Genomic DNA, 20,703 nt, shown 5'->3' on the forward strand with positions numbered 1-20,703 from the left:
GGGATATCGACTTCGTGCTTGATACCCGGCGAGGCGATGAGTTTGTCGTGATTTACGAAGAACTCTACCGCGATGGCGAGAAAATCCGTGACGGCCAGATCCTGGCGGCGGAGATCGTCAACCGGGGCAATCGATTGCAGGCCGTGCGCTACACCAAGCCTTCCGGCGAAAGCGACTACTACAATCCCGAGGGCGATAGCATGCGCCGCACCTTCCTGCGCGCGCCACTCGACTACGTCCGGATCAGCTCCCACTTCAACCCCAACCGACGGCACCCTGTTCTGAATCGGATTCGGGCCCACCGCGGCGTGGACTATGCCGCCCCCACCGGCACCCCCATTCGGGCAGCCGGTGATGGCCGCATCACCCTTCGGGGACGCCACGGGGGCTACGGCAACACAGTCCAGATCCAGCATGGGGAACGTTATTCGACTCTCTACGCCCATATGTCGCGCTTTGCCAATGGCCACCGTGTCGGCAGCCGGGTCCGGCAGGGGGAAGTGATCGGCTACGTTGGCCAGACCGGACTTGCCACCGGCCCCCACCTGCACTACGAGTTTCTCGTCGATGGTGTGCACCGCAATCCGGTGACGGTGGACTTCCCGGCCGCCGATCCGGTACCGGAAGAATATCGTGAACACTTCTTCACCACGACTGCGCCGCTGGTGGCCCATCTAGATTTGATGCGACCCGGCGAACGCCTCGCAGAACTCACTGACTGAGATCCCGGCATGGCGGCGACACACTTCATCGGGCTGATGAGCGGTACCAGTCTTGATGGGGTGGATGCCGCCCTGTTGGGCAGCGAGGAAGGACACCATGAGCTGCTGGCCGGCGTCACCCGGCCATTCCCTCCGCAGCTGGCCAAGCTGCTCTCCTCCCTGTGTCGCCAGCCAGAGATTGCCCCGGACGTCCTGGCCGAAGCCGAGACTGCCTTTTGTCAGCAACTGGCGGAAGCCACCGAGGCCCTGCTTCAGGTGGCCGGGTTGGATAAAGACGCGGTAACCGCCGTCGGCAGCCACGGCCAGACCATCAGGCACCTGCCCGACAAAGGGTGGTCCTGGCAGATCGGCTCGCCCGCCCGCCTGGCCTGCCTGACCGGCCTGCCCGTGGTGGCGGATTTTCGCAGTGCCGATCTGGCACGCGGCGGACAGGGCGCGCCGCTCGCCCCCGCCTTCCATCAAGCCTTCTTTTCCAGCCCCGAAGAAACTCGGCTGGTGCTCAATCTGGGCGGTATCGCCAATGTCTCCCTGCTACGACCGGACCAGGCCCCGATCGGCTGGGACACCGGCCCCGCCAATACCCTGCTGGATGCCTGGCACCGCAAGCATCACCCCGGCGCCGGCTGGGACCCGGACGGCCAGTGGGCCGCCAGCGGCGAGACCCGGGCTGAACTGCTGCAACGCTTGCTGGATGACGATTACTTTCGCCAGGCGCCGCCCAAGAGCACCGGACCGGAACACTTCAATCTGAACTGGCTGGCCAAGCATGGCGGCCGCTCCGTGAGCGCCATCCCGGCGGCCGACGTGCAGGCGACCCTGCTGGAACTGACTGTTCAGCCCATCGCCGCCATCGCCCGAGCCCACCATGTTGACCGGGTCATTGCCTGCGGGGGAGGAACCCACAACCGCACCCTGATGACGCGCCTGGCACATCATCTGGAGAACATTCCGCTGGAAAGCAGCAAGACCCAAGGCCTTGATCCGGATCATGTGGAAAGCGCCGGCTTCGCCTGGCTGGCGCAACAGCGCTGGAATGGACTGTCCGTTCACCTGTCGGCGGTCACAGGCGCGGATGGCGACGGCACCCTGGGCGGCCTCTGGCTACCCTGAAAACACCTTCATCAGATTGTCATAGCAATAATCTAGGCTGACGCACTCATCGCATCAGGGCCGTCCTCATGAGTGACGTCGACTTAAAATCCCAGGATTTATATATCAACCGCGAACTCAGCCTGCTTGAGTTCAATCACAGAGTATTGAACCAGGCCCGCGATCCCGACACCCCCTTGCTGGAACGTCTGAAGTTCCTGTGCATTGCCACCACGAATCTTGACGAATTCTTCGAGATCCGTGTGGCTGGGCTCAAGCAGAAACTCGAAGCAGGCTCGGTGGAGACAGGGCCGGACGGCCTACCACCCAAGGAAACGCTGCGCGCCATCAGCCAGCGGGCCAGACAACTGGTGGCGGATCAGTATTACTGTTTCAACCGGGAGCTGCTGCCTGCCCTGCAAAAGGCCGGCATTCGTATTCTGAAGCGTGACCAATGGAACAACGGGCAGCAAGCCTGGCTGAAGCGATTCTTCCGGGACGAAGTGCAACCTTTGCTCAGCCCCATGGGTCTTGACCCTGCGCACCCCTTCCCGCGCATTCTCAACAAAAGCCTCAACTTCGTACTCGCTCTGGAGGGCAAGGATGCCTTCGGGCGTAACCGTGCCATGGCGGTGCTTCAGGCACCACGTTCCCTGCCCCGGGTCATTCAGCTTCCGCGTCAGCAGGCCGGAAACAAACCACACACCTTCGTGTTTCTGTCATCGATCATTCATGCCTTTGCCGATGACCTTTTCCCCGGCATGCAGGTCAGCGGCTGCTACCAGTTCCGCGTGACACGAAACAGTGATCTGTTCGTCGATGAGGAAGAGGTGGATGATTTGCTGCGCGCCCTGGAGGGGGAACTGCCCGCCCGGCGTTATGGCGACGAAGTTCGGCTGGAGGTCGCCGATGACTGTCCGGATGACATGGCTGAAGATCTGCTCGTCCAGTTCGGCCTCACTCAGGACGATCTGTATCGGGTCGATGGCCCGGTCAATCTGAACCGTCTCATGGCGGTCTATGAACGGGTTGACGGCACCGGCCTGAAATACCCCAGTTTCGTCCCTGGCTTACCAAGGAGGCTGGCTCACAACAGCGATATTTTCGAAGTTCTTCGCAAGCAGGAATTGCTGCTCCACCACCCCTTCGAATCCTTCCTGCCGGTGATCGATTTCGTGCGCCAGGCCTCTGCAGACCCGCAGGTGGTGGCCGTCAAGCAGACCCTTTACCGCACCGGACCGGAATCGGCGATCGTGAATGCCCTGGTGGAAGCGGCAAAAAGCGGCAAGGAAGTGACGGTGGTGATCGAACTGCGGGCGCGCTTCGATGAGGCCGACAACATCAACCTGGCCAACCGTCTGCAGGAAGCCGGCGCCCATGTGCTTTACGGCGTAGTGGGGTACAAGACCCACGCCAAAATGATTCTCGTGGTTCGGCGGGAGGGGCGTCGCCTGCGTCGCTACGTTCATCTCGGCACCGGAAACTATCATCCCCGCACCGCGCGGCTGTACACCGACTACGGCCTGCTCTCTGCGGATCGCACCCTGGCCGAGGACGTGCACAAGGTCTTCATGCAGCTCACCAGCCTGGGCAAGGTAAGCAAACTGAAGAAGATCATTCACAGCCCCTTCACTCTGCACAAGGGGCTGATGGAGCGCATCGACCGGGAGATTGAACATGCCAGCTCCGGCAAGACGGCCCAGCTGATCATCAAGGTCAATTCCCTGGTGGAACCCGCCTTGATTCGCCGGCTGTACGAAGCCTCGGCCGCCGGCGTGCAGATTGACTGCATCGTGCGCGGCATGTGCAGCCTGCGACCGGGCGTGAAGGGCGTCTCCGATCACATCCGGGTACGCTCGATCGTCGGTCGCTTCCTCGAACACACCCGGGTGTTCTGGTTCCTGAATGGTGGCGATGATGAGGTCTTCTGCGCCAGTGCCGACCTGATGGAGCGCAATCTGTTTCGACGGGTGGAGACCTGCTTTCCGGTACAGGAAAAGACCGCTCACCGACGCCTGAGCCGGGACCTGAAAAGCTATCTCAAGGACAACTCCCAAGCTTGGGCGCTGCAGAGCGACGGGCAATATCGCCTGCTGACGCCTGGGCGGACTAAGCCACACACTGCTCAGGCGGCGTTGCTTGACGATCTGGCCGAGCGCAGTTGATTGCGGAAAGCCGTGACCTAGGCCGAATTTACTTAACTGCGAAGGTCAAAACGGAGACCAGCGGCCTGCTCGAAATCCACTTCTTCTGCCAGGTCGTCCGCCAACAAGGGGTGTCGCTCCAGCCAGCCGTCCGGCAATGTCAGAGTCCAGGCAGTCGGGCGGTCGGCAGCGAAACGGAGTGTGGGCACCCCGTCCCGCGCCCGGTGCAACACAATCGCCACTCGAAGCAGGCAGGCCAGATGCAGCCCGAAGGGCCGATGCCGATGAGCCAGCTCATCCAGCACCCGACGGGATAACTTCTTGCGCTGCAATCGGGCGAGCACGGAGAGCATGGACTGGTCATCGCGGGAGAAGCCCGCCATGTCGGCGTGTCCCAGGATATAGGCACCATGCCGGTGGTGCTGGCTGTGGGAAACGGCCATGCCGATCTCGTGCAGGCAGGCCGCCCAGCGGAGAAACTCGCGAGTTTCCGGCCGCTGATCCAGCCCCCAGGGCACCGCGACGGCATCCCAGGCCTCCACGGCCGTGCGGGCCACGGCGCGTCCATGAGCACGGTCCATGCGATAGCGCCCCATCATGGCGGTCACCGTGCGATCACGTACATCCCGGTGACGCACCCGCCCGGCCATATCTTCCAGCAAACCCTCCCTCAGGGCCCCGGGGGCGATCTCCATACGCTGGATGTCGAGGGCTTCGAAGACGGCTCTCAGAATGGCCGTGCCCCCCGGCAGAATGGGCACCCGGTCCGGGCGCAGCTCGGGGTAATCGTCCGCCTTGGGGCGCCCCCTCGACACCAGGTCGTCACAGAGGGCGCTGAGACTGTCGAGGGTGATCCCGGACTCGCTCCAGCCCCGGGCTTCGGCGATGGCGGCGATGGAACGGATAGTGCCCGAGGCACCCAGGGCCTGGCCCCAGCCGGCCCGCCGATAGGCCGGTGCAACGCCACTGATCTCGCCGCGCGCAATCCGAAGGGCCCGCTTCATGTTCGACCGACTCACCTCGCCACCATCAAAGCAGCGCTCGGTCAGGGAAACCGAGCCCATGCCCAGAGATTCCAGCAGTTTGGGGCGAGCCCCCTGGCCAAGAATGACTTCCGTGCTACCACCACCTATATCCAGCACCAGGCGCGCCTCGTCACCTTCGGTCACAACCGGCGTTGCCCCGGCGTAGATCAGTCGCGCTTCCTCGAAGCCGGAAATGATCTCGATGGGATGCCCGAGGGCAGCCTCGGCGGCCTCAAGAAAGTCCCGACTGTCACCGGCGCGTCGCAGGGCATCGGTACCAACGGCCCGGACCTGAGTGGAATCCATGCCCTTGAGGCGCTCGCCGAAGCGGGACAGGCAGGCCAGTGCCCGGGTACGTGCCTCCGGCGCAAGGTCACCGTCCTCGCTCAAGCCGCTGCGCAGACGCACGGTTTCCTTGATGCGGTCAATCACGTGCAGATCCCGACCACTCAGGCGGGCTACGATGAGATGGAAGCTGTTCGAGCCCAGATCAATGGCCGCCAGCAGTCGTTCACCACGCGCCAATGACCACAACTCCCTGACCTGTTCCACCCCTGCCCCCATGCTCTGCCCTCCGGTTCAAGCCAGGCATAAAGAAAGGGGGCGCCACCGGCACCCCCCTCGAGTCAATTCAGACATTGTTCCCGAACCACGGCCTCATACCGCGAAAGAGGAGCCACAACCACAGGTCGTGGAGGCGTTGGGGTTTCGGATAACGAACTGAGCTCCTTCCAGACCCTCGGTATAGTCGATCTCGGCGCCCATGAGATATTGGACGCTCATGGGGTCCACCAGCAGCGTGACACCATCATTTCTGATCTCTGTGTCACCTTCCGTGATTTCTTCATCGAAGGTAAACCCGTACTGGAAACCGGAGCACCCGCCACCGCTGACGAAAACCCGCAGCTTAAGCTGGTCGTTGCCCTCTTCGCTGATCAGCTCACGGACTTTCCGGGCGGCCGCGTCGGTGAAAATCAATGCCTCGGGGATCTGGCCACCATTATCGGACTCGGGCACGTAGGTTTGGGTACTCATGGCTGTCTTGACCTCCAGGTCTCGGGATTGCTCGGGCCATTATACGTCATTGACTGCCAGACACCTTGCCGTCCCGGGACTGGGTCCCCGGCTCAAAGCGGCCCTGGCCCTCACGGCCACGCTGTTCTGCACCACCCGCCGACTGTGCACCGCGATCGCGATCAGCTGGCCGGCTCTGATTCGGCTGATTGCCGCCCTTCTCGAGTAACAGGGGCTTCTCCGCAGGCTTGTGCACCATCTTGCCGTTGACGCTGGCACCCACCGCCATTTCGACCAGATTGTAGTAGACGTCGCCGTTCACTTTCGCATGGGCCTCCAGCTCAAGCCGCTCACGGGAATAGACATCCCCGGTGACGGTCCCGTCCAGCACAATATGGGGCACCTTTACATCACCTTCGATGACGCCGTGCTGACTGACGCTGATGACGCAATTGTCACCGTCGGCCAGTACATTGCCCCTGACGGTGCCATCAACATGCATGCCACCCTTGAATTTGACGTCCCCGGTGATCTCAGTGTTGCGGCCCACCAGGGTCTCGATCTTGGCGCTCCGGGCGCCCTTGCTCTTGTTTCCGCTGCCCCACATGCTCGGGTGTGCCTCCGATCCGGTTAGGGAGCCCCGACCTCAAGCGGCGAGGACTCCGTCATCAGTCTGACCAGTCTAGCGCTCCAGCTCCGGCCACTCAAAACTTTCCTCGATCTGGCTGCGATTGCGCCCTCGCGGGCTGACGGTCACTGAAACCTGTTCCGGCTCAAAGCCCTCCGGGAGACGCAGGCGACCGTCAAATCCCTGAAAGTAGCGGAAGGAAAAGGCCAGATTGTCGTGATCCCCCAGCTCCGAAACATCCAGGCTGAGCGACTCGTCATCCTGCCTTCCCTCCACCGCCAGCCTGATCTCACCCTCCACCCGACGGTCATGGGTCATGGCCTGGATGAGCATCAGTGTAAAGCGGTACTCGCCGTCTTCCCGTCCTGGTGAAATACTGAACTCCTGGATCTGGAGACCACTCTGCCCGTCCTCGGGTGAAACGATCCCGCGGTAGAAGGCCAGCTCTTCCTCCAGGCCCTGAATCTCGTCCTGCAGTGACAAGAGGTCCTGTCTCAGGTTCTCCCGGGCGGCCTGATTCACTTCCTGAGCCCGCTCCAGGACCGCGAGGCGATCGCGCAAACGAGTCTCAAGTTGTTCCGCCTGTTCCAACTGAGACTGCATGGCCTCCCTTTCGGCTCGCGCTTCCGTCTGAAAATACCCCCCATCGGTCAAGCCACGCTGGTAGGCATAGATGACCGCCGTGATTGCCAGCAGCAGAAGAATGGCGATGGTGATTCGATAACGCCAGGGCCGGTAGGCTTTGACCACGAGACTATGGGTTGTCATGCCTTGCTTGACCTCGGATGGGAAGGGTAATACCTGCCAACCTTTGCTATCTTACGGAGACTGGCGGTTGCCGAAAAGCATAGAATTCGCTTGTCCGGGGAAGTTGTAAATGCTGACACTGAAAGCCTTTCACATAATCTTCATGGTGACCTGGTTCGCCGGCCTCTTCTATCTGCCTCGGCTATACATCTATCACCGGGCGGCCGAGGATCCCGTTTCCCGGGATCGATTTCAGATCATGGAACACCGGCTCTGGGTCATCATGACCATCGGCGCGGCACTGACACTGGCCAGTGGCCTGTGGCTCATCGCCATGGCCTGGTGGCCCATGCCGGGCTGGCTGCACGCCAAGCTGGCTCTGGTGGCGGCACTGTTCGCCTATCACTTCTACTGCCTGCGGCTAAACCGCCTGTTCCGGGTCGACCGCATGCCCCACTCGGATCGCTTCCTGCGCATCTTCAACGAGCTACCGGCATTGGCCCTGGTGGCCATTGTCCTGCTGGCGGTACTCAAGCCCTTCTAGCTGGCCTCTAGCCAGCAGTCTGGGACTGGATGTAGTTTTCCAGGCCCATCTTGTCGATCAGGCCCAGTTCGGTCTCGAGAAAATCCACATGCTCTTCCTCGTCCCGCAGGATGCTCACAAAGAGATCCCGGGAGACGTAATCGCCAACGGATTCAGCATGGGTGATGGCGGCCTTGAGGTCCGTGTGCCCCGAAAGCTCCAGCTTCAGATCACATTCCAGCACTTCCTTGACGTCCTCACCCACCATAAGCTTATCCAGATCCTGGAGATTGGGCAGGCCCTCAAGGAACAGAATCCTCTCGATCAGGGCATCGGCGTGCTTCATCTCATCGATGGATTCCTCGTATTCCTTTTTTCCGAGCCGTTCCATGCCCCAGCTCTGCAGCATGCGGGCGTGGAGGAAATACTGGTTGATCGCGGTCAGCTCATTTTTGAGGATACGGTTGAGGTGCTGGATGATGCTGCTGTGGCCTTTCATTGCCTTCTCCCGCTGAGAATGGGTTCATCCGTGGGAACGTCTGACCTCGGGAGTCTATAGCAGTTCGACGCGGGGGCGGAAGTGGCAACAGAAACGGAAGAGCAATTAACCGGTCTCAGGGACGATTCCGGGATCGATATCAGGCGGCAACGGCTTCCAGAAGGCTGTGCTTGCCCAATTGGCGCAGGCGGCTGACGAGCTGCTCACGCACGGCCTCTTCACAGGTACCGCAGGCGGTGGCCACGCCGAGACGGTCCATCAGGCACGGCAGACTGTGGGCGCCCTCATCGATGGCGGCCAGAATGGCCCGGTCAGAGACCGCGTTACAGACACACACGTACATGGCGCACCTCCTGCAATTGACAATCACAGCTTAAATGCAAATGAGAATGATTGTCAATAACGAGCAAACAACAACTCGCCGGCCCTCGGGAACGGGAAAAGAGGCGCCTCCATGCACCCCTGGCTCCCCTCCCCCAATCCACAGGGATTTCAGAATTCGAGGCGCATCCCGGCCCATGCCGTGCGGGGCAGACCGACCCGGGCACCCGCCGGACTGCGGGCGGAGACATAGGTCTCGTCGAACAGGTTTTCCACGCTGGCAAAGGCACGGACACTGCTGTTGAGGGCATACTCACCGGAGACATCAAACAGCCAGCGGGCATCGACAGTCTGATTGGCCGGAATGCTGCCGGACCCGGCCACGGAGCGGGTCTCGTCCACATAGTTCGCCGCGAAGCGGAACTGCCAGTCATTGGCAACGGCGCGCAGGGCGAGGTTCAGTTGGTGGGCGGGGATATGGGGCAACTCGTCCCCTCGGCTGACATCGCCCCATTCACTGAAATCGCTCTCGAAGCTGCTCTTGAGCTCGGTGTTGGTGTAGGTATAGGCCACTTCCAGAGGCAGGGAAATGCCGAGATCCATGACATCAGCCAGGTCATAGCGGAGCATGGCCTCCAGACCAAAGACATCAACTTCCCCGGCCTGAAACACATCACCCACCTCGCAACCACCACCGCTGGCTGCTGTGCAGGTACCCACCAGGTTGTCAAAGGCGGTCAGAAAACCGATCAGCTCCAATTGGACGCCGTTGCGCACGAATCGAATGCCGGCCTCGTAATTGGTGGACTTCTCTTCGTCCACGTCCGGTGAGGCACCGGTGGGCGCGAAGCCGCGATGGATACCAAAGAAGGCGTTGAGCTCCGGGTTGAGCTGGTAGATGGCCCCAAATCCGGGAATGAATACGCTGAACTCGCCCTCGCGCTCGCCGGTGATCACGCCCCGGTCCGGGTCCTCACCGGCCTGAAAATCGGTCCGTTCAATGGTGATATCTTCGTAGCGCAGCCCCGGAATCAGGGTCCAGTTGCCGCGCCGCAGGCGATTCTGTACGTGGACCGCCAGGGCATCCGCCTGGGTGACCCGGTTGGTGGTACTGCCGGGGACGCCGTGTACCGCACCGGGCTCACTGCCGGGCAGGACCCGGGTCATGGCGAAGTTCTCCATGCGGTATACATCTTCCCATTGCAAGCGGTCTTCCTCATCCTGGTGATAGCGCAGACCGGCCTCCAGTTGATGGGACCATCCGGCCGCGTCAAACCAGGTCTGATAGACGGTCTGGACACCGCGGCTGTAGTACTCACGATTGTTGGCACGCACCTTGCCGCGGGCATCACCCCCCTCACCACGAATCCAGGCCAGTTCGGCCGAGTGTTCAGTCGGATTGGCCAGAACGGCACTGATGCCGACAAAGTCAGGGTTCCCCTGCCCATCCCAGACATCATGGAGCTTGTACCAGTTCCGACTGAAGTCGTTGTTGTAAACGGTGGTGGTCAGATTGGCATCACCCAATTCGATGTGGTGGCGCAGGGAAAGCTGTTCATGTTCGGTGTTGATCTGGTCCAGCTGGGAGCCGGCATAGCGTCGGAATGGATGGCGGCCGAAATCGTCCTGGGTCAAGCCCAGATAGGTCTCATTGGCCTCGCGAGTGCTGCGGGCAAACTTCAACTCCAGGCTATGATGGCGGTCCCCATTGCGAGGCTCCCAGCGGAGCTTGCCGACCACGTCCCGCAGGTCGAAGCCGGTGTCCGACTCGGCCATGTTCGGCCCCCTGCGCTGAGCCCGGTCCAGACGACGGAAACCATCACTGCCGGCATCCACTGCCTCGAGCATGAAACCCAGATTGTCGCCACTGTCACCGATCATGGCCTGATGCCGTCGGCCACCGTCGCTGCCGAGCATGAACTGGGCCCGGGCAGTGCGGCTTTCGGGCACGGGCGTGGAGACCATATTGAGAGAACCCCCGGTGGTATAGGGGCCATGCTGAATACCGCCGGCGCCCTTGAGCACCTCGATACGTTCCATGCGCATGGCGGTGGGGACATGGTAGGCAGCGGGGGCGGCGTAAGGCGCCGGGGCGATGAGCACACCGTCTTCCATCATGGTAATCCGACGGGCCCGCTCGGAACGTGAACCGCGGATGGAAATATTGGGAAACAGGCCGAACCCTTCCTCTTCCTGGATATAGACACCGGGGATGCTGCGCAGCATGCGGTGGGGGTCACCGTAACCGGCCGCCTCGATCTCGTCACGAGAGACCAGGTGGGCGGAACCAGGGATCTCGCGAATGTCATTGCGCGTGCCGGTGATACTCACCGGTGCCAATTCGCGAAGATCAAAATCCATTTCCAGCGCCTCGGTAAAGTCATCGCTCCCTGCCTGGGCAGCCAGTGGGACCAGGGCGAGACTGACGGCCAGGGCCAGCGGGCGGGAGACAGCTTGGATCGGCATTTCGAGGCTCCTTAAGGTGCAACGGGGTTTGCGAGACGGCTATCCGGGCGACGGGGCGGGAACAATCCGGCGCCGCCGCGTGGATTGGTAATATAAATGCGAACCATTATCATTTGCAATAGCAAAACGAGGAAATTCCCCCGCGATTGCGTCAGATTCCGCTCAGGCCGGGGGTTCGGTGGGGCACCAGGCGCCTTCGGCCGTGGCGCGGGGAAAAGCAACGATGTGCTCGGTATCCAGGCGGATCCCGATCTGCTCGCCGATGCGATGGTCATGGTGACTGGGCACCAGGGCCAGCACCCGGTTGCCGGAGTCCAGGCGCAAGGTGTAGAGAATCTCCGCACCCCGGAAGACCTTGTATCTGACCTCCGCGGTCATTTCGCTGTCATCGTCATGGATGACGTCGTCTGGGCGTAGCAGCACATCCACATCCGTGCCCGGCTCCACATCGGTGATCAGACGGCCCTCAAGCCGGCCCAGCTCGATATTCACCTTCCCCGGCGCCGACACATGACCGGGAATCAACACTCCCTGGCCAACGAAATCCGCGACAAAACGATTCGCAGGCCGGTGGTAGAGGTTGTAAGGGCGGTCCCATTGCTGGAGGGTTCCCTGGTTCATCACTCCCACTTCATCGGCAACGGCAAAGGCCTCATGCTGATCGTGGGTCACCATCAAGGCCGTGGCGCCAAACTCCTTGAGCACCGCCCGGACCTCGATACCCAGACGTTCACGCAGCTCCACATCCAGATTGGAGAAGGGTTCGTCCAGGAGAATCAGCCGGGGCCGGGCGACCAGTGCCCGGGCTAGTGCGACCCGTTGCTGCTGACCGCCGGACAGCTCATGGGGCTGAGCCCGCACCGCCTCCGCCAGCCCCACCGCGGCAAGCATCTCTTCCGCCCGGGCCCGGCGCTCCCGACGGCGCCCCTCACGGAGGCCAAATGCCACATTGTCACGGGCGTCGAGATGGGGAAAGAGGGCGTAGTCCTGGAACACAATGCGGATATCCCGGGCTTCCGGTGGCACCGTCCTGCCGGCTTTGCTGAATACCCGATTGTCTATCCGGACCTCCCCGGCATCCACCGGCTCGAATCCAGCGATCGCCCTCAGCACCGTGGTCTTGCCGCAGCCGCTCGGCCCCAGCAGGCAGCCGATCTGACCCCGGGTCAGATGCAGGGTGAGGCCCTTGAGAACTTCCGTGCGGCCGTAGGCAAGGTGTAGTTGTTCCAGCTCAAGCAGCATGGGCAGACTCCAGATTCGCCGGGCGCCGTTTCTCACTCGCTGATTGCCCGCCCCCGTCATCCAGCCGGCGAGTCAGCAGGATGACCGGCACCAGCCCCACCAGGACCAGGGTCAAGGCCGGCAAAGCCGCGCGTTCCCACTGCCCCTCCGCGGTCATTTCATAGATGCGCAGGGCCAGGGTCTCCCAACCGAAGGGGCGAAGCATCAGGGTAATCGGCATTTCCTTCATGACATCCACAAAAACCAGAATGGCACCGGTAATCAGACCACCCCGAACCAGAGGGAAGTGCACCCGGGCAATGACCCCCAGCGGCCCCAGCCCCATGCCCCGGGCGGCATCATCCAGCGTGGAGGAAACCCGCAGCAGATTGGCATTCACCGGATTATAGGCGACCGCGAGGAAGCGACCGATGTAGGCAGCCACCAGACCGAGCAGGGTGCCCTGCAGGGCGATGATGATCCGATCCTCGCCCAGCAGCCAGTCAGCGCCCCCCTGCAGCACACCACTCAGCCAGACCAGCGGCAGCATCAGGCCCACCGCCAGAACCGGGCCGGGCACAGCGTAACCCACCGTTGCCACCCGTGCCCCGAGACCCGCCAGCAGACCCGGCGAGCGGCGCACGGCGTAGGCCAGCACCAGAGCGATCATGATAGCGAGCGCTGCGGCCATGGCCGACAGGCTGAGGGACCGTCCTGCCAGACCAAGATAGCGGGCATCGAGCCCATCGAAATGGGCCACGCTCCAGAACAGCAACTGCAGGGCCGGAATCAGAAAGGCAACGGTCAGGACCAGCATGCAAAAGGCCACCGCCGCCAGGGCCTTGCCACCCCGGAGGCGAAAGCGACGGGCCTGACCGGCACCGGTGGCGGTGTATCGGGTCCGCTGCCGGGACAACTGTTCCAGCACCAGAATCACCAGCACCACCACCACCAGCAGCGAGGACAACTGCATGGCCGCCTCAATGGACTGCAAGTCGTACCAGGCCTTGTAGATGGCCGTGGTAAAGGTTTCATAGTTGAATGCGGCCACGGTGCCAAAATCGGCCAGGGTCTCCATCATCGCCAGCATCACGCCGCCAATGATCCAGGGCCGCGCCATGGGCAAGGCAACCCGAAAGAAGCCGGCAGCGGGACGCAGTCCAAGGGAACGGGCCACTTCCAGGGCCCTTGCCCCCTGGGTGGCAAAGGCATTGCGGGCGATCAGGTAGACATAGGGATAAAGCACCAGCGTCAGGGCCAGGATCACACCCAATCTGGAACGGATGGGCGGCAGCCCGGCGTCCTCGCCCCACACGGCGCGCATCCAGCTCTGCACCGGCCCGGCATATTCGAGCTGGCCGATGAGCACGAAGGCCATCACATAGGCAGGGACCGCCATGGGCAACAGCAGGGCCCAGGAGAAAAAACGCTGCCCCGGAAAATCACAGGCCGCCACCAGCCAGGCCAGCGCCGTGCCGATCAAGGCAGTGCCCACCGCCACGCCGGCCACCAGCCACAAGGTGTTGACGATGACTTCCGGCAGCACATGGCTGCGCAGGTGAGTCCAGACCTCGGTTTCCGCGGCGAACAGGCTGGCACTGACAATCAGCAGAGGCAGCAACACCGGCAGGGCAATCAGCCAGGCGACCAGCGGTCCCGCGGACAGGCGCGGGCGCTTCAGCCACCTTGAACCGCCCGGCCAAGTCATGGATCAGCGGTATCCTGCCCGATCCATCAGCATCACTGCCTGACGCTGGCGCTCGCCGGCATGGCGGACATTGACCGGATTCTGTCGAAACTCGCCCCAGAGGGCGACCTGGGGATCCGGCGGCACCTCGGGATTGGCCGGGTACTCGAAATTCATGCTGCCGAAGAGGCGCTGGGCCTCCTCGCTGCTCAACCACTCCAGCAAGGCCTGGGCGCCTTCGGGGTTGCCGGCATGGCGAGTGACCCCGCCGCCGGAGATATTGACATGGACGCCTGCTCCGTCCTGATCGGCCCAGTGCAGCCGCAATGGCAGATCGGGCTCCCGGGCCTGCAGGCGTCCATAGTAGTAGCTGTTGACCAGGCCCACATCGCACTGGCCGGCGAGAATGGCCTCCATCACCTGGGTGTCACTGGAGAAGGGATCGGTGGCCAGATTGTCCACCCAACTGCGGACGATCTCCTCGCTGCGCTCCTCGCCTTTTTCCTCGATCATGATCGCCACCAGGGACTGGTTGTAGACCTTGCGGGAGGAGCGCAGACAAAGACGCCCTTCCCAGCGCTCATCGGCGAGATCGGCGTAGCTGCCCAATTCACCCTCCTCTACCCGGTCGGGGTGATAGACCATGGTGCGCACCCGCAAGGAGAGACCGAACCACTGGTCTTCGGGATCACGCAAATGTTCGGGGACACGCTCGCGCAGCGCGGGTGAATCCACCGCCTTCAGCAAACCGCGCTCCGCCGCCTGCCAGAGGTTGCCGGCGTCCACGGTCAGCAGCAGATCGGCCCGGGTCCGTCGCCCTTCCCCCTGGATTCGCTGAAGGAGCTGGCCGGCATCACCGGTGGTATAGCGAATGCGGGTACCGGTTTTCTCTTCATAGAGGTCGAACAGGGGCTTGATCAAATGCTCCTGCCGGGCAGAGTAGACAACCACTTCGTCGTTGGCCGCTTCCGCGACGGGCAGCCAGACAAACAATGTGGCAAGCAGCGAAGCGGCCAGACAGGACTTGAACGGCGACATCAACGGACCTCCAGACTGAAGTGGGAGGCGGCTCGGGGAGGAGCCGCAGGGCGCTGGATGAGTATGATAATGAGAATTATTACTAATTAGCAAGCAGAACGACGACAAATAGCGCCTTTACCGGCGCTCGCCACGGGCCTCGTCCAGTTGCGGAACGGGACGGCGGGGCACCCGTCCCTTGGGAAAGGCCAATGGCGCCAACTCTTCCAGGGCACGCTCATAAACGGCGCGCTTGAAATGGACCACACCCTTCAGCGGTTCCCACCACTGCACCCAACGCCAGGCATCAAATTCGGGATGCTGGCTCAATTGCAGGTCGACACGGGACTCCTCCGCCACCAGGCGGAGCAGGAACCAGATCTGTTTCTGTCCAATGCACACAGGTTTCTGCTGCCGACGCACAAAGCGCTTCGGCAGCCGATAACGCAACCACCCCCGGGTGCGGCCGAGTATTTCGACATCCTGTTCGGCGAGACCAACCTCTTCCTCCAGCTCCCGGAACAGCGCCTCGCGGGGGTCTTCGCCCTGCTGGATTCCCCCTTGCGGAAACTGCCAGCCGGTGTGGTTGATCCTGCGCGCCCAGAATACGCGGCCCACGTCGTTGCAAAGAATGATGCCGACGTTGGGCCGGAAACCGTCGCGGTCTATCACGGCATTACTCCAACTTTATATAAGTTGATTCTTTCATAGCCGGCATTGATCGGCAATGGCCGCAGTGGGTGACATAAGGGGGAGGCTCTAGGAGAATGTCGGCTCGTGAGCAAAGACTGGAGCATTCGATGAAGCTGGCCCTGTTTGATCTGGACAACACCCTGCTTGACGGTGACAGCGATTATCTCTGGGGTGAGCACCTGGTGGCGCAAGGCGTGGTGGATGGCGACTGGTATCGCTCGGAGAACCTGCGCTACTACCATGCCTACGAGGCAGGGCAATTGGATATTCGGGAATTTCTGGCTTTCGCCCTGCGGCCGCTGGCGGAGAATCGGCGCGCCCAACTGGAGGCCTGGCGCTCGGACTTCATCGAGTCCCAGATCATGCCGCGAATTGCCACCGAGGCCCTGCGGCTGGTGGATCGCCACCGGGACGCGGGAGAGACGCCGGTCATCGTCACCGCCACCAACCGCTTCGTGACCGAGCCCATTGCCCAGCTTTTCGGCATTGACCACCTGCTGGCCACGGAAGCGGAAATGCGGGATGGAGAGTTCACCGGCGAAGTAGCCGGCACCCCCTGTTTCCGGGAGGGCAAGCTGATCCGCCTGCAGCAATGGCTGGGCGGCAATATCGGGGTACTGGAGTCAGCCCATTTTTACTCTGACTCGCGCAATGACCTGCCCTTGCTGGAAGCCGTGGGGCATCCGGTGGCGGTCAACCCCGATCCGGCCCTGGCCGGTATTGCCCGTGAGCGGGGATGGCCGATGCTCAGCCTGCGGGCGGAGGTTGCCGAGCAAAAACCCGGCGGCTAGGCCGGGACCCGAATGACGCCCTGGAGATAGGGTACCGCCTGGCCGGCAATCTCGACGCGGTCCCCCAGGAGGCGACAGTGCAGCTCACCGCCGCGGCGGGATACCTGGCGGGCTCGCAGCCGCGTGACCTCCAGTCGCTTCGCCCAATAAGGAACCAGAGTGCAATGGGCCGAACCGGTAACCGGATCTTCCGGCACACCCACCCGCGGCCCAAAGAAACGAGAGATAAAGTTGTAATCACCCGTGCCCGGGGCGGTCACGATCACGCCGCGCGCTTCTATGGCCGCCAGCCGGGCCATATCCGGGCGCATTTCGACGACACTGCGAGGCTGACGATAAACGGCCAGAACATCATCCGCACGCAAGACCACTTCCGGCGCCTCACCCAGGGCCTTGGTCAGTGCGGCGCGCAATTCGCCACTACCCACCGCCGGTGGCCGGGCCGGGAAATCCAGGTAGATCAGCCCGCTCCCATCCCGGCTCACGGTCAGGGGACCGGACGCCGAGTCGAAGCGCAGTGACTGAAGGCCGCTGCTGAGCTCATTGAAGATCACCCAGGCCGAGGCCAGGGTGGCGTGACCGCAGAGGTCCACCTCGGTACCCGGGGTAAACCAGCGGATCTGCCAGTGCTCCCCTTCCCCCACCAGAAAGGCGGTTTCGGACAGATTATTCTCCGCGGCAATGGCCTGGAGGATGTCGTCATCCAGCCATCCAGCCAACGGCACAACCGCGGCAGGATTACCGGCGAATACCCGATCGGAGAAGGCATCCACCTGAAAAATGGGCAATTGCATCATGCTGTTTTCCTGTTCCATTGGAGTTGGCGGAGAACACTGTCATGGAGCCGGCCATTGCTGGCGAGGATATGAGAACTGTCCAGACCCAGAGGGCGACCATCCAGACCGGACACCCGGCCACCGGCCTCCTCCACCAACAGGGACAAGGCGGCCACATCAAGAATGTTGACGTCGGACTCGATCACCAGGTCAAGCGCGCCCCGGGCCAGATAATGATAATGGCTGAAATCACCATAACCCCGTGTGCGCTCCACCCGCCCGCTCAGATCACCCAGGCGTGACCAGGCGGCCGGGTCCCGGGCGAGGCTGCGCAAATTGCCGGTGGACAGGTGCGCATCCCGCAAGCCACTGACATGACTGACCTTGATGGGGCGATCATTGAGCCAGGCACCGCCACCGAGACTGGCCCAGGCCGTCTCGCCCATCGCGGGGGCCGAGGAGACACCGACCACGACGCGTCCCCGATGCATGAGGGCAATCTGGGTGGAGAAGAAAGGGGTTCCCCGAATGAAGCTGCGGGTGCCATCCAGGGGGTCCACCAACCACAGCCACTCGGCATCCCGGTCGCCACCGCCGGATTCCTCGCTCCAGACCTGGTGACCCGGGAAGGCTTCACGCAGCACCTTGAGAATGGCGGTTTCGGCGGCAAAATCCACCTCCGTTACCGGTGTGGCATCCTCCTTGAAATGAACCTCCTGGGCACCGTCGCGCATTGCCTCGCGCAGACAACGTTCGGCCGCGTCGGCAGCCTGGCGGGCCGTCTCCAAATAGGCGCTGTAGTCGCTGCTCAAAATCATGCTCCGGCAGATACAAAGGGCACAGAATAGCAAATATGGGCGTCAACAAACGCCCGCCAACCCCCGACGCAGTCCTTGACAGTGACACCGCCGCCAATGACCATTGCGGACCACTTCCCCGGACAGCAGAGGGTCAAAGATGGGCAAGCGGCTGAGCAAGATCTATACGCGAACCGGCGACCACGGTACCACCGGCCTGGGCGATGGCAGTCGAGTGCCCAAGGACCATCCACGGGTGGCGGCTTATGGGACCACGGATGAACTCAACTCCATCATTGGCATGGTGCTGGCCGAGGATCTGCCGGACAGCTTGCGTGAGCCCTTGATTCGCATTCAGCACGATCTGTTCGACCTGGGCGGTGAATTATGCGTCCCTGGCTGGACGGCGATCACCCCGGGCTACACCGAAAGGCTGGAACAAAGCCTGGACGCCCTGAACGCCGATCTGCCGGCACTGGAGGATTTCATCCTGCCCGGCGGCGGTCGCGCCACGGCGGCCTGCCATCTGGCTCGCACGGTCTGTCGGCGAGCCGAACGGGCTGTGTGGACCCTCAAGGGCGAAGAAGACATCAATCCGGAAGTGGCCCGTTACCTCAATCGCCTCTCCGACTGGCTGTTCGTTGCCGCGCGAGTCCTCGCCCGCCACGAGCAGGGCGAGGAAGTCATCTGGCAGAAGGGCTATAGCCAGGGTGCTCAGCAGGACTGACGGCTTAATCGCCAATGGGCTGGTGATTGCGTCATGACTGCGTTCACTCTTATGTCTTGGTGCCGTCCGGAGGCTTTTGATCGCGAATAAATTCGCTCCCACGGTGCCATTAGCGTATGCCGAAGCCCCTGTGGGAGCGGATTTATCTGCGATTTACGGCCGAATCGAAGGCAATCTGCTCAATAACCAGAATACGCCATCAGCCGGCACGGCCCATTCATCGACCACCACTAGTGACTAGGCAAGGCCTACCAGGGTCAGGACGGCCAGCACCGCCAGCCACAGTACCAGTGTTCTTTGCAGCAGGCTCCGGGCGCTACGGACCACAGCCAGCCCAGAATCCTGGGTGCCCGCGGAGATTCGCAGGGCGCCGCAGCCGGTGCAGGAAAGGACGCCCTCGCTGGTCTCGAAAAAGGGCTCGGTGCACTCCTCATAATAGGCCTTCCAGTCGGCAATGGCTTCCTCGAAGGAGCCGGTCAGGGCATAACTCAGGGATAGCAGACGCGCCGGCAGCCAGGCCAGGATTCCTTCCAGCATGATCGCGTACTGAGCGAGTTCGGTGCGGGCATTTTCGCTGTCCCTGGCCTCGCTGCGTCGCAGCAGGTCAGCCACGCGATAGAAGACCGCGCCCGCCGGGCCGAGAATGGCAAACCAGAATATCACCGCGAACAGCCGGTCGTTGGCCCGGACCAGAGCCGCCTCGGTCACCGCTCGATGGACATCATCCTCTGCCGACAGGCCGCTCTCGGATTCCATGATCTCTGCGGCAATGACCCCGGCATCGTGGTCTTCTGCCTGTTCCGGATCATGGGCCTGCAGGTATCGGGCGAGTTGACCGAGGATTTCCCCCGGCCCCAGGCAATACAGCAGAACGATCACGGCCAGGAAAAAGGCCAGAATCTCGGAAAAGCCGGCGAGCAGCCAGATGGCCAGCCAGACCAGGACGGTGGGCAAGAGGCAGATCAGCGACACACCCAAGGGCCCGATCGCGCCGGGCAAACGCCCGATCAAGGTCAGGAATTGGTCCCGATAGTAGGGAAACCAGTGGGCACGGCGAAAATGTTCCAGGTCAGCCGCCCGCAGGGCACGTTCCAGTGCCAGGGCAGCAATTATGGCCAGAAAGTACATGCGTCAGCCCCCTTGTCGCATTGCGGTGTCAATCCGTGGTCCGGATTCGGTGTTCATCATGCCATGCTCCCGGCCCGCGGCACAGCCAAATAAGTCCGAAAACCGCCATCAGGTGCCCATGCCCACAGCGCCATTGCGAAAGCGGAACCAGGAGAAATGGGGCCCCGGATCGGTCTTTCGGCCCGGGGCGATGTGATTGTGGCCCACCATTCGCTCCGGCGTGATTGCCGGATAGGTCAGCAGCAAGCTGGCGGCGCAACAACTGAGACGACGATACTGGGCGTCGGTAAACGGCAAATCGTCGGTCCCCTCCAGCTCAATCCCGATGGCAATGTCATTGCAGGCCCGTCGGCCCTGGAAGCGGGAGCGTCCCGCATGCCAGGCACGGCGATGAAAAGGCACGTATTGCACGAGACTGCCGTCACGGCGGATAAACAAATGACTGGAGACCCGCAAGCCCTCGATTGCCTTGAAGAAGGGGTGACCGTCGGCCGGCAGGCGATTGAGGAAGAGCTTATCCACCCAGGGGCCACCGAACTCGCCCGGCGGCAGGCTGATGGCATGAATAACCAGCAGCGACGGCTCACAATCCGGTGGGCGGTGATCGGCGTTGGGCGAGGGATGGCGGGCGGCACCCTCCATCCAGCCATTGTGAATCTGCGGCAAGCGGTTCAACTGGGACAGGCTC

At 62.3% G+C, this 20,703-nt stretch carries 21 protein-coding genes (1 of these 21 running past the window's edge); 6 read left to right on the plus strand and 15 right to left on the minus strand.

Going from position 1 to position 20,703, the window contains the following annotated elements:
- The 3 genes from VCB98_RS05275 to ppk1 all read left to right on the plus strand — a co-directional run.
- A protein-coding gene (locus VCB98_RS05275) for a M23 family metallopeptidase (protein WP_346050853.1) crosses the window boundary here: on the plus strand, positions 1 to 722 show its 3' portion. 694 nt of this gene lie to the left of the window's left edge; the window shows 722 of its 1,416 coding nt (coding positions 695-1,416); its start codon lies off the left edge, out of view; it ends in the stop codon at positions 720 to 722.
- Positions 723 to 731: 9 nt separating this feature from the next.
- Entirely contained in the window at positions 732 to 1,832 is a 1,101-nt protein-coding gene (locus VCB98_RS05280) for an anhydro-N-acetylmuramic acid kinase (RefSeq protein ID WP_346050854.1), read from the plus strand.
- A 68-nt stretch (positions 1,833 to 1,900) separates the two neighbouring features.
- On the plus strand, positions 1,901 to 3,976 hold the full coding sequence (gene ppk1 / locus VCB98_RS05285) for a polyphosphate kinase 1 (protein ID WP_346050855.1): 2,076 nt from the start codon (positions 1,901 to 1,903) through the stop codon (positions 3,974 to 3,976).
- Between the two features lie 32 nt (positions 3,977 to 4,008).
- Here ppk1 and VCB98_RS05290 read toward each other — a convergent pair whose 3' ends face one another.
- The 4 genes from VCB98_RS05290 to VCB98_RS05305 all read right to left on the minus strand — a co-directional run bounded on the left by VCB98_RS05290 (position 4,009) and on the right by VCB98_RS05305 (position 7,390).
- A complete protein-coding gene (locus tag VCB98_RS05290) occupies positions 4,009 to 5,544 on the minus strand; it encodes a Ppx/GppA phosphatase family protein (RefSeq protein ID WP_346050856.1) in 1,536 nt (511 codons plus the stop codon).
- Positions 5,545 to 5,637: 93 nt separating this feature from the next.
- Positions 5,638 to 6,015 (minus strand): iron-sulfur cluster insertion protein ErpA, encoded by a 378-nt coding sequence (gene erpA / locus VCB98_RS05295; protein ID WP_346050857.1) that lies wholly within the window; start codon positions 6,013 to 6,015, stop codon positions 5,638 to 5,640.
- A gap of 46 nt (positions 6,016 to 6,061) precedes the next feature.
- Positions 6,062 to 6,601 (minus strand): bactofilin family protein, encoded by a 540-nt coding sequence (locus VCB98_RS05300; protein ID WP_346050858.1) that lies wholly within the window; start codon positions 6,599 to 6,601, stop codon positions 6,062 to 6,064.
- 75 nt (positions 6,602 to 6,676) lie between these two features.
- Positions 6,677 to 7,390 (minus strand): DUF6776 family protein, encoded by a 714-nt coding sequence (locus VCB98_RS05305; protein ID WP_346050859.1) that lies wholly within the window; start codon positions 7,388 to 7,390, stop codon positions 6,677 to 6,679.
- A 109-nt stretch (positions 7,391 to 7,499) separates the two neighbouring features.
- Here VCB98_RS05305 and VCB98_RS05310 point away from each other — a divergent pair, with 109 nt between their 5' ends.
- Positions 7,500 to 7,913: a CopD family protein gene (locus VCB98_RS05310; protein WP_346050860.1), complete on the plus strand. Its 414-nt coding sequence runs from the start codon at positions 7,500 to 7,502 to the stop codon at positions 7,911 to 7,913.
- Positions 7,914 to 7,920: 7 nt separating this feature from the next.
- Here VCB98_RS05310 and bfr read toward each other — a convergent pair whose 3' ends face one another.
- The 7 genes from bfr to VCB98_RS05345 all read right to left on the minus strand — a co-directional run bounded on the left by bfr (position 7,921) and on the right by VCB98_RS05345 (position 15,775).
- On the minus strand, positions 7,921 to 8,391 hold the full coding sequence (gene bfr, locus VCB98_RS05315) for a bacterioferritin (RefSeq protein WP_346050861.1): 471 nt from the start codon (positions 8,389 to 8,391) through the stop codon (positions 7,921 to 7,923).
- A gap of 139 nt (positions 8,392 to 8,530) precedes the next feature.
- Entirely contained in the window at positions 8,531 to 8,734 is a 204-nt protein-coding gene (locus VCB98_RS05320; protein ID WP_346050862.1) for a (2Fe-2S)-binding protein, read from the minus strand.
- Positions 8,735 to 8,883: 149 nt separating this feature from the next.
- Complete coding sequence (locus tag VCB98_RS05325; RefSeq protein ID WP_346050863.1) at positions 8,884 to 11,178, minus strand: TonB-dependent receptor family protein; 2,295 nt, start codon at positions 11,176 to 11,178, stop codon at positions 8,884 to 8,886.
- Between the two features lie 162 nt (positions 11,179 to 11,340).
- Entirely contained in the window at positions 11,341 to 12,420 is a 1,080-nt protein-coding gene (locus tag VCB98_RS05330) for an ABC transporter ATP-binding protein (RefSeq protein ID WP_346050864.1), read from the minus strand.
- Complete coding sequence (locus tag VCB98_RS05335) at positions 12,410 to 14,107, minus strand: ABC transporter permease (protein ID WP_346050865.1); 1,698 nt, start codon at positions 14,105 to 14,107, stop codon at positions 12,410 to 12,412. The genes VCB98_RS05330 and VCB98_RS05335 overlap by 11 nt, the downstream gene beginning before the upstream one ends.
- Before the next feature lie 3 nt (positions 14,108 to 14,110).
- Positions 14,111 to 15,124, minus strand: a complete 1,014-nt coding sequence (locus VCB98_RS05340; RefSeq protein WP_346050866.1) for an extracellular solute-binding protein — start codon at positions 15,122 to 15,124, stop codon at positions 14,111 to 14,113.
- Positions 15,125 to 15,241: 117 nt separating this feature from the next.
- On the minus strand, positions 15,242 to 15,775 hold the full coding sequence (locus tag VCB98_RS05345; protein WP_346050867.1) for an RNA pyrophosphohydrolase: 534 nt from the start codon (positions 15,773 to 15,775) through the stop codon (positions 15,242 to 15,244).
- Positions 15,776 to 15,903: 128 nt separating this feature from the next.
- On the opposite strand from VCB98_RS05345, the gene VCB98_RS05350 reads away from it, so the two are divergent.
- The gene (locus VCB98_RS05350) at positions 15,904 to 16,587 is read left to right on the plus strand and encodes a histidinol-phosphatase (RefSeq protein ID WP_346050891.1); all 684 of its coding nucleotides are present in this window, start codon (positions 15,904 to 15,906) and stop codon (positions 16,585 to 16,587) included.
- Here the strand turns inward: VCB98_RS05350 and VCB98_RS05355 are convergent.
- Positions 16,584 to 17,384, minus strand: coding sequence for a PhzF family protein (locus tag VCB98_RS05355; RefSeq protein WP_346050868.1), 801 nt, complete (start codon positions 17,382 to 17,384; stop codon positions 16,584 to 16,586). The genes VCB98_RS05350 and VCB98_RS05355 overlap by 4 nt on opposite strands.
- Entirely contained in the window at positions 17,381 to 18,181 is an 801-nt protein-coding gene (locus VCB98_RS05360; protein WP_406672212.1) for an inositol monophosphatase family protein, read from the minus strand. Before VCB98_RS05360 ends, VCB98_RS05355 begins: the two co-directional genes overlap by 4 nt.
- 139 nt (positions 18,182 to 18,320) lie before the next feature.
- Here VCB98_RS05360 and VCB98_RS05365 point away from each other — a divergent pair, with 139 nt between their 5' ends.
- The gene (locus VCB98_RS05365; RefSeq protein ID WP_346050869.1) at positions 18,321 to 18,887 is read left to right on the plus strand and encodes a cob(I)yrinic acid a,c-diamide adenosyltransferase; all 567 of its coding nucleotides are present in this window, start codon (positions 18,321 to 18,323) and stop codon (positions 18,885 to 18,887) included.
- Between the two features lie 237 nt (positions 18,888 to 19,124).
- Here the strand turns inward: VCB98_RS05365 and ampE are convergent, their stop codons facing one another.
- Both ampE and ampD read right to left on the minus strand, forming a co-directional pair.
- A complete protein-coding gene (gene ampE / locus VCB98_RS05370; RefSeq protein ID WP_346050870.1) occupies positions 19,125 to 20,015 on the minus strand; it encodes a regulatory signaling modulator protein AmpE in 891 nt (296 codons plus the stop codon).
- Between the two features lie 108 nt (positions 20,016 to 20,123).
- A complete protein-coding gene (ampD, locus tag VCB98_RS05375) occupies positions 20,124 to 20,690 on the minus strand; it encodes a 1,6-anhydro-N-acetylmuramyl-L-alanine amidase AmpD (protein ID WP_346050871.1) in 567 nt (188 codons plus the stop codon).
- Positions 20,691 to 20,703: the final 13 nt, after the last annotated feature.

The sequence above is a fragment of the Natronospira elongata genome (assembly GCF_034931365.1).
Taxonomy (GTDB): Bacteria; Pseudomonadota; Gammaproteobacteria; order Natronospirales; family Natronospiraceae; genus Natronospira; species Natronospira elongata.

Excerpts from the sequence above, each read along its gene's own strand:
- bfr (WP_346050861.1), bottom strand. The coding sequence starts at position 8,391 with ATGAAAGGCCACAGCAGCATCATCCAGCACCTCAACCGTATCCTCAAA.
- VCB98_RS05350 (WP_346050891.1), top strand. The coding sequence starts at position 15,904 with ATGAAGCTGGCCCTGTTTGATCTGGACAACACCCTGCTTGACGGTGAC.
- VCB98_RS05355 (WP_346050868.1), bottom strand. The coding sequence starts at position 17,384 with ATGATGCAATTGCCCATTTTTCAGGTGGATGCCTTCTCCGATCGGGTA.
- VCB98_RS05300 (WP_346050858.1), bottom strand. The coding sequence starts at position 6,601 with ATGTGGGGCAGCGGAAACAAGAGCAAGGGCGCCCGGAGCGCCAAGATC.
- VCB98_RS05310 (WP_346050860.1), top strand. The coding sequence starts at position 7,500 with ATGCTGACACTGAAAGCCTTTCACATAATCTTCATGGTGACCTGGTTC.
- VCB98_RS05290 (WP_346050856.1), bottom strand. The coding sequence starts at position 5,544 with ATGGGGGCAGGGGTGGAACAGGTCAGGGAGTTGTGGTCATTGGCGCGT.
- VCB98_RS05335 (WP_346050865.1), bottom strand. The coding sequence starts at position 14,107 with ATGACTTGGCCGGGCGGTTCAAGGTGGCTGAAGCGCCCGCGCCTGTCC.
- erpA (WP_346050857.1), bottom strand. The coding sequence starts at position 6,015 with ATGAGTACCCAAACCTACGTGCCCGAGTCCGATAATGGTGGCCAGATC.
- VCB98_RS05320 (WP_346050862.1), bottom strand. The coding sequence starts at position 8,734 with ATGTACGTGTGTGTCTGTAACGCGGTCTCTGACCGGGCCATTCTGGCC.
- VCB98_RS05360 (WP_406672212.1), bottom strand. The coding sequence starts at position 18,181 with ATGATTTTGAGCAGCGACTACAGCGCCTATTTGGAGACGGCCCGCCAG.
- VCB98_RS05330 (WP_346050864.1), bottom strand. The coding sequence starts at position 12,420 with ATGCTGCTTGAGCTGGAACAACTACACCTTGCCTACGGCCGCACGGAA.
- ppk1 (WP_346050855.1), top strand. The coding sequence starts at position 1,901 with ATGAGTGACGTCGACTTAAAATCCCAGGATTTATATATCAACCGCGAA.
- VCB98_RS05365 (WP_346050869.1), top strand. The coding sequence starts at position 18,321 with ATGGGCAAGCGGCTGAGCAAGATCTATACGCGAACCGGCGACCACGGT.
- VCB98_RS05325 (WP_346050863.1), bottom strand. The coding sequence starts at position 11,178 with ATGCCGATCCAAGCTGTCTCCCGCCCGCTGGCCCTGGCCGTCAGTCTC.
- VCB98_RS05340 (WP_346050866.1), bottom strand. The coding sequence starts at position 15,124 with ATGTCGCCGTTCAAGTCCTGTCTGGCCGCTTCGCTGCTTGCCACATTG.
- VCB98_RS05305 (WP_346050859.1), bottom strand. The coding sequence starts at position 7,390 with ATGACAACCCATAGTCTCGTGGTCAAAGCCTACCGGCCCTGGCGTTAT.
- ampE (WP_346050870.1), bottom strand. The coding sequence starts at position 20,015 with ATGTACTTTCTGGCCATAATTGCTGCCCTGGCACTGGAACGTGCCCTG.
- VCB98_RS05280 (WP_346050854.1), top strand. The coding sequence starts at position 732 with ATGGCGGCGACACACTTCATCGGGCTGATGAGCGGTACCAGTCTTGAT.